General features: G+C 54.7%; 2 protein-coding genes. Both read left to right on the forward strand.

Translation table 11 applies throughout. The annotated features are described in order from the left end of the window. Positions 1 to 443: HlyD family efflux transporter periplasmic adaptor subunit (locus E8M78_RS21315; RefSeq protein WP_137136966.1), on the forward strand; the 443-nt coding region annotated here is incomplete at its 5' end. 222 nt (positions 444 to 665) lie between these two features. Then, a partial coding sequence (locus E8M78_RS21320; protein WP_246658426.1) for a transposase occupies positions 666 to 1,138 on the forward strand: 473 nt, incomplete at its 3' end.

A 1,138-nucleotide genomic window follows, 5' to 3' on the forward strand; every position in this document is an offset into this window, starting at 1 on the left:
CTCCGCAAACGGGCATCGTCCATGAACTCACCGCCCACACCATTGGTGGCGTCATCGCTCCAGGTGAGACGATCATGCAAATCGTGCCGGTCAACGATACGCTCGTGATCGAGGCGCGCGTTCAACCGGCCGATATTGATCAATTACATGTCGGGCAGAAAGCGGCGCTGCGCTTTACAGCCTTCAATCAGCGGACAACGCCGGAAATCCTAGGCGAGATCAAGACGGTTGCCGCCGACCTCATCATCAATCAGCAGACCGGTGAATCCTGGTACACGACCCGGATCCATATTTCTCCTGATGAGCTGGCACGTCTGGGTAACATGCCGCTTCTGGCGGGCATGCCCGTCGAGGCATTTATCCAGACGGGAGAGCGCACGGCGCTTTCCTATCTTGTGAAACCTTTAGTCGATCAGATCGCAAGGGCCATGCGTGAGGATTGAGGCCTGATTATGATAGATAGAGCTTCGACTGCTCCATTACGGTATACCTACTGAGACGATCTCCTTGACACACAAATCAGTGTATCATTTGGGTTGATTTTGTAATTAGTTCGCCCTGAAAAATCCCAAAACTCTTTTGTTTTCAGGGATTCCCAAGCTGTCTGAAGTATAGGAAACTGCAGGAAATCATGTTCCGATGCTCGATTTTCCGGGTTTTTTGCGATGCGCCCGACATGCCCTTCTTCCGGCAGACATGATCTCTTCCGCGAACGTCTGGATGCGATGATCAGCATGAGCCACCCCTTGGTGAGGCTCTCGAAGGTGATGGACTGGTCGCGCTTCGATGTGGCTTTCGGGGGCTTTTATCGACCGGTTGGCCGGCCGGCCAAGCCGACACGGCTGATGGTTGGCCTGCATTATCTCAAGCACGTGCACGACCTGTCGGACGAGGAGACGGTCGAGCGCTGGGTTGAAAACCCCTATTGGCAGTATTTTTGCGGCTTCGAGTTCTTCCAGACCGAGTTTCCGATCGATCCCAGCACCATGACGCGCTGGCGCAAGCGCATCGGTCCGGATGGCTTGAGCACTTCGATGACGACCATGCGTCCACCGCAGCATGGGCATGGCTGTTGGTTTCCGCGCGGAACTGAGCCGGTTTTTCCACCGAGAAGTGAGCCACCTCTGAGTATGGTTTT

It is taken from the genome of Rhizobium sp. FKY42, assembly GCF_005222835.1.
Taxonomy (GTDB): Bacteria; Pseudomonadota; Alphaproteobacteria; order Rhizobiales; family Rhizobiaceae; genus Neorhizobium.